Raw genomic sequence first — 6,326 nt, forward strand, 5'->3', positions numbered from 1 at the left:
TGTTGCTCTTGTCTGCTCGTTTACTGAGCATCGCCTCCGTGGGGAGTGTTGATGTAGGTCGTGATCCCAGAAGTTTTCATGTTTGCCTCGGCCGGCCCGGACATGCGTTCCGAGTGGCCGATAAACAGATACCCTCCTGGGTTCAAACAGCGTTGAAAGGCTTGCCAGACCTTCTGCTGGGTCGGTGTATCAAAGTAGATGGCCACGTTGCGGCAGAAAATTGCGTCGAATTTTCCCTTAAACGGGAAGGGTTCGATCAAATTCAGCACCCCAAAGGTGATCATCGACCTTAGATTTTCGGGCATACGCCCATCTGGTTCCATCTTGGGAACCAGGCTGCGGTATTCAGCCGGGATCTGGCCCAGTTCGTCCTGCGGGTATATTGCGGCCTGCGCGTGTTTGATTACCTGCGGGTCAATATCCGTTCCCAGGATTTTGAAATCATACTTGCCGATCTCCGGGCACATGCTGTGCACGATCATTGCCATGGTAAAGGGTTCCTGCCCCTTGGAGCACCCCGCAGACCAGATCCGGATCCGTCCCCCATTTCGCGCCCGTTCGATCAACTTTGGCAGGACATCTTTGCGCAGAGTTTCAAAGTGATGCGGCTCCCGGAAAAAATGAGTGACATTGGTGGTCAGCAGCGACAGCAACTTGCTGCGCTCTGCGTCACTGTTCTTGCCATTCAAACGGGCCAGGTAGTCTTTGAAGTTGACGACATTCTGCTGTCTCAGCTGACGGGCGAGCCGCGCAGAAACCAGGGGTTTCTTACTGCTCGACATCGACAGCCCAAAGTGTTTGTAGGCAAAATCAGCAATTGCCTCAAAATCCTGATCCGTCAGGTTGAACCCGTCGGTCGCGGAGTCGATGGAACCCGCAGCAAGCATTAGAGCACCTGCTCTGGAACAGAGATAACCGCGTCCAGGTTGATGATCCGCACCATGGTTTCATCATGCGAAATGATACCCTGGATATATTCCATCGTGTTGCGGCTATCGACCGGGGGTGTTTCCTGGATCTCTTCAGGATCGATCGAGATGATCTCAGAGACGGATTCGGCCAGCAGGCCAACGGGTTTGCCATCCGAAGAGACGACGATAACAACATTGCGCTCGCTGGCTTCGGTGGTTTCCAGACCAAAGCGGGCCGAGAGATCATAGATCGGGATCACTGCTCCGCGCAGGTTCATCACGCCCAACACGTCCGAAGGCGCATGGGGCAGGATGGTGACCGGCGACCAGCGACGGATCTCGCGGATCTGGGTGATCTTCAGACAGAAGGCCTGCCCCGCGACTGTGAAGCTGACAAACTCGCTAAACTGAGCGTGCTTCACTTCCTGGTCATTACTTTTTACTTCAGCTTGCATTGCTCATTCTCCGCTCGGTGTCAAAGGCACCTGCCGTGGTAGGCGAGGCTGCCAGTATGCTTTCTGGATCAAGGATCATCGCGATCTTGCCGTCCCCCAGGATGGTTGCGGCGGCGACGCCGGCAATTTCGCCGCAGACACCATCAAGGCTTTTGATGACGACCTGGCGTTGGTCGTGGATGTCATCCACTGCCAGGGCGCTGCGTTGTCCGGTTTCGGTTTCTACCAGCAGATAGACGCCGGGGGGGCGGTCATTGTCTTCCTTGCGAAGGCCAAGCGCGCCGGCGACATCACAGATCGGAACAAAACTGCCGCGGATCGACAGCAAGGTGCCATCGGCGCCCAGGTTGTTGATCATATCGTCGTTGCCGCGCATTGTTTCGACAATCGAGGTGATCGGAACCACCATGGTCTGATCCGCCACTGAAACCACCATGCCATCCATAACCGCAAGGGTCAGAGGTAGGATGATGGTAAAGGTTGATCCCTTACCCGGCGTGGAGGTGATGTTGATCCGCCCACCAAGCCCGGTGACCGCATTCTTGACCACATCCATGCCAACCCCACGACCCGAGAGGTTGGAGACCTCTTTCGCTGTTGAGAACCCTGGCAGGAACAACAGGTTGTCGATCTCGCTATCCGTCAGTTCGGCGTTTTCTGGAATCAGGCCCTTGTCGATGGCAATCTGCTTCACACGGGGGCGGTTGACCCCTGCACCGTCATCTTTGACTTCGATACAGACAGAGCCGGACCGGTGTGAGGCGGTCAGCCGGATTTCACCAATCCTGTTTTTATTGGCGCTTTCCCGGTTTTCGGGCGTTTCGATGCCATGGTCGACTGCGTTACGCAGGATATGCGTCAAAGGGTCTGCCAGGCGTTCGATTACTGTCTTGTCGACTTCGGTGTTTTCGCCTTCGGTCACCAGTTTGCAGGTCTTGCTTGTCGCACTTGATGCTTCTCGTACGATCCGGGCCATGCGTTGGAACAACGGTTTTACTGGCTGTGCCCGGATGGACATGACGCCTTCCTGAATGTCGCGGGCCAGATTCTTAAAGCCCTCGAGTTCTGTTTCAACGTCCCGTACATCGGCCACATCGAGATTGGCAATTTGCTGTGCCAGCATCGAGTGGTTGATAATCAGCTCCCCAACAGCGTTGATGAGCCGGTCCACCCGTTCGAGATCTACACGCAGTGTCGGATTCGGCCCACGCTGCTCTGATTTTGTGCTCTCGGCTTTGGGGGCTGAAGATTTGGCGCCAGAGGCTTCCAGCTGTGCTTCAGGCGTCGGCACGGGGGCCGGCTGTTCAAAAGGGGGTGTTGCTGTCTCTTCAACCATGGCTGTGGGCTCCGCTGCCGGGGTAAGGTCTACAGGGGCCGTCCCGAAGGCGGCGTCCAAAGCAGCCAGAGCTGCGGCATCCGCATCCGCATCACCCGCGCCTACGATTGACAGCTCGCAGAGGCCTTCAACAAATTCAAAGACGGCTTCTACGGTGGATCGTGGTTCGCTGGTGGTCAGGGTCAGATTCCAGCTCAGATAGCTTTCTTCTGGATCCAGACTGTCAAAACCAGGCAGTTCAGAATCGTCAAGAACGATGTCCAGCGGGCCCATCTCTTGCAGAGCCTGGAACAGGAAAAAGGGTTCGTTTCCTGTGCTGTACATGTCCTTCAAAGGGCGGAAGTGAATCTGATAGGTCTCTTCCGTGGGGACCTGTGGGATATCGATCGCGCCAATATCTATCGGTCCGCCTAGCCCCATGGGCTCAAACGTGAGATCCTCTTCCTCTTCAGGAATATACTTGTCCAGCGCTTCGATCAGCATGTCGTGATGCGCCTGATCGGTTTCGCCGCCATCGCGGGCAACCGCCACCAGGTTGTACAGGTGGTCACAAGACCGCAGCAACAGCTGGATCAGCGGTTCGTCAAGCTCCATCCGGTTTGAACGGACTTCATCAAAAACGGTCTCAAATCTGTGGGCAAAAGCCACCAACTCGTCCAAGCCAAATGCGCCCGCGCCACCCTTGATTGAGTGAACTGCGCGGAATACGGCATTGACTACCTCTGGGTCATGATTGCCTCCTTCGATGGCACTCAGACCCTCATCCGTTGCTTCAAGGAGTTCTTCGCACTCCTCAAAGAAGGTGTCCTGAATGGAGCCGGCCATCTTACGCCGCAGCCCCGGTAACGCGCTTCAGCGCGAAGATCAGAGAGGCATCATCAAATGGCTTGGTGATCCAGCCGGTTGCCCCTGCATTGCGGGCACGGGCCTTCATTTCAGGCGCGCTTTCCGTGGTCAGAACCAGGATTGGAACCTTGGAGTTGATACCGGTGCCGCGCAGCTCTTCAATGACGCCAAATCCGTCCAGGTTGGGCATGTTGATGTCGGTGATGACCACATCAGGAGCGACATCTTCGTACATATCGACGCCTTCGCGCCCGTCAACGGCGCTGACGTATTCGAAACCAGCCTCTTCCAGAGTTGCTGCAAGAAGGTTTCGAATGGTACGGGAATCGTCGATTGCCAATACTTTGGTTTTCATGCTGTTACCTCGTCTTCAAATCGGTTGGGCTCTAGACCCAAGAGCGTCAGGGAGTTGCGGCAGGATTCGGTAATATGGGTTACCGCGAACCCCAATTCTTCAGAGCGCCACTGCTGCTCGGCACTGAGAAGCAGTTGTAGGCAGCGCGATGGCATTGCCGCTACGTTGCTGCAGTCAATCTCGACAGCAGCGGCACGCGCCTCGCCCAGAAAAGTCGCAAGCGGACTCAACTCGGCAAATGCATTTGGCAAATCCAAAAGGTGTTTCTGCGTTTCTGTGGTCATCTTCCGCGATTCTCACCCCCGTTGTCGGTGACATGTGTGTATTCGATGGCTCCATAGTTAGGCCGTCTGGCTTAACAATTGATTGCTGTAAGATGTCAGAAAAGCGGTTTTGTGCGCCCCGCAACCGGTGACAATTCTTGATTTTCCTAAAGTTTTCCCAGTCTTCGGGCCGATTCTTGAAGGCGGTGAGGGTGTTTTAAAATGAAATGCCCGCGCGCTTCCGTAAAACGTCCGCAATGCCGCTCCGTATATACGCGGGCTGTTTTGCCCTGCTGCCTAGCAGCGCAAAATGGCGGATCCAGGGTCCTGAAACTTGCCAAGATCAGGCGGATTCAGGGCAAATTGCTAAACTTCAAAATACTGTGTCAGCGGCGTAAGCGGCAAATTAACATCTCTTCTGCAGTCTGGGCCTAGTTCCGATGCGCATTGCCGCAGTAAAGCCTCAGGAGAAAAAAATGCAGGGTTTGAGATCTCTCAAGATTGCCTTCAAGTTGCCACTGTTCGTGGTTGGCTTTGGTGCGCTGCTTACAGCTATTATCGTTACGATCAGTACCGTCAATTTTCAAAAAAGCGCCTTTAACCAGGCAGAAAATCAGTTCGAATCCTTGATTGCTGGACGTAAAACGGCGCTGGGATCGCTGTTTCGTGGCATCAGTGCGGATCTGATGACACTGGCGGCAAATCCGTCAACTGCAACGGCGCTGCAACGGCTCTCAGCCGCCTGGAGCAATCTGGGCACCGAGGCCTCTGATGTGGCGCGCGCAGCCTATATTACTGATAACCCATTCCCGGCAGGCGAGCGACATAATCTGGATCGTGGGAAACAGACGATTCCCTACAATATCCATCATTCCAAGTTTCATCCGGCCTTTCGCACTCTGCTGACGGCCAAGGGGTATTATGACGCCTTCCTGATCAGTATGCCTGGAGATGTGGTCTATAGCGTTTTCAAAGAAGACGACTATGGCACCAACCTTATGACCGGACCCTATAAGGATTCGGATCTGGGCAATCTGTTCCGGGCTGCGTTGGACGCTGCAGAAGGTGAAGTCATCTATTCTGACATCCGCCCCTATGGCCCCAGCGACGACATGCCTTCGGCGTTTGTGGCCACCAAGATCGTGTCGAACTCTGGCCAAACCGTTGGTGTTGTCATCTTACAGATGCCGGTTGGTCTCATCGATGGCATTATGAATGATGCAAAAGGGATCGGTGAAACGGCCGAAGTTTTCCTGGTTGGGGATGACTTCAGGGCGCGCTCTACCTCTCGGTTTGAAGGCGGCCATGCAATTCTGGATCCGCTGCCCACCAGGTCCTTCCTGACAGAGGCCCTGGCAGAGCGCGGCACCTTTACCACGGATGCAACTGGCCTGCGTGGTCAGCAGGTCGCCGCCTATGCTGAACATATCCAAATGTTGGGCACCAATTGGGCGATTGGTATTGAACAAGACAGAGACGAGCTGCTGGCTCCTGTGGTGCATGATCGCAATATCCTGTTGCTCGCATCCCTTGCCGGCGCTGCTGTCATGTCGATCCTGGGCTGGCTCTTTGCTGGCACCATCACTCGACCGCTGGACCGGATCTGCCGCAGCATGGAGGCGGTCTCTTCAGGTAACCTGAATACCGATGTGCCAGAGGCAGGTCGCGGTGATGAAATCGGGGCGATCGGAAAAACCTTGGTCAGCATGCAGGAAGATCTGCAACAGGCCAGAATCGCGGAAGAACAGCGCGCCGAATTGCAGCAGCAACAACAGATTGTTGTCGAAAACCTGAGTGCCGGCCTCGTGCGGCTGTCCGAAGGTGATTTTTCGCAACCGATTGAACAGGCCTTCTCGGGGGAGCACGAGAAGTTGCGCCAGAACTACAATCAGACGATAGACACGCTTAGCGGCACTGTTTCTCAGGTGATCGAGGCCTCTGGTTCCATTCGCAACGGAGCCGCCGAAATCAGCCGTGCATCGGATGATCTGTCGCATCGTACCGAAAGCCAGGCGGCGACGCTGGAAGAAACCGCCGCTGCGATGGACGAGCTGACCGCAAGCGTCAAATCGGCCGCCGAAGGGGCGCGCAGCGTCGAGGCGACGATGGAGGCAGCCAAGAAAGAGGCAGAGATCAGCGGCGAGGTGGTGCAGAGCGCGG

Annotated in this window: 6 protein-coding genes; 1 reads left to right on the forward strand and 5 read right to left on the reverse strand. The window is 55.4% G+C overall.

The window, feature by feature from the left end; all coding sequences use genetic code 11:
• Window positions 1–20: 20 nt before the first annotated feature.
• From P2081_RS15885 to P2081_RS15905, 5 genes are read right to left on the reverse strand one after another with little or no spacing between them, the layout of a single operon-like run.
• Window positions 21–887, reverse strand: coding sequence for a CheR family methyltransferase (locus P2081_RS15885; RefSeq protein WP_278923841.1), 867 nt, complete (start codon window positions 885–887; stop codon window positions 21–23).
• A complete protein-coding gene (locus tag P2081_RS15890) occupies window positions 887–1,366 on the reverse strand; it encodes a chemotaxis protein CheW (RefSeq protein ID WP_232405273.1) in 480 nt (159 codons plus the stop codon). Before P2081_RS15890 ends, P2081_RS15885 begins: the two co-directional genes overlap by 1 nt.
• Window positions 1,356–3,527 (reverse strand): chemotaxis protein CheA, encoded by a 2,172-nt coding sequence (locus P2081_RS15895; protein ID WP_278923842.1) that lies wholly within the window; start codon window positions 3,525–3,527, stop codon window positions 1,356–1,358. Before P2081_RS15895 ends, P2081_RS15890 begins: the two co-directional genes overlap by 11 nt.
• 1 nt (window position 3,528) lies before the next feature.
• Window positions 3,529–3,903 carry a response regulator gene (locus P2081_RS15900; protein ID WP_278923843.1) on the reverse strand — a complete coding sequence of 125 codons (375 nt, stop codon included), beginning with the start codon at window positions 3,901–3,903 and terminating at the stop codon, window positions 3,529–3,531.
• Entirely contained in the window at window positions 3,900–4,187 is a 288-nt protein-coding gene (locus tag P2081_RS15905; RefSeq protein ID WP_278923844.1) for an STAS domain-containing protein, read from the reverse strand. Before P2081_RS15905 ends, P2081_RS15900 begins: the two co-directional genes overlap by 4 nt.
• Before the next feature lie 455 nt (window positions 4,188–4,642).
• On the opposite strand from P2081_RS15905, the gene P2081_RS15910 reads away from it, so the two are divergent.
• Window positions 4,643–6,326, forward strand: a 1,684-nt coding sequence (locus P2081_RS15910; protein ID WP_278923845.1) for a HAMP domain-containing protein, incomplete at its 3' end; no start/stop codon positions are given.

Source organism: Pseudophaeobacter profundi, assembly GCF_029697505.1.
Classification (GTDB): domain Bacteria; phylum Pseudomonadota; class Alphaproteobacteria; order Rhodobacterales; family Rhodobacteraceae; genus Pseudophaeobacter; species Pseudophaeobacter profundi.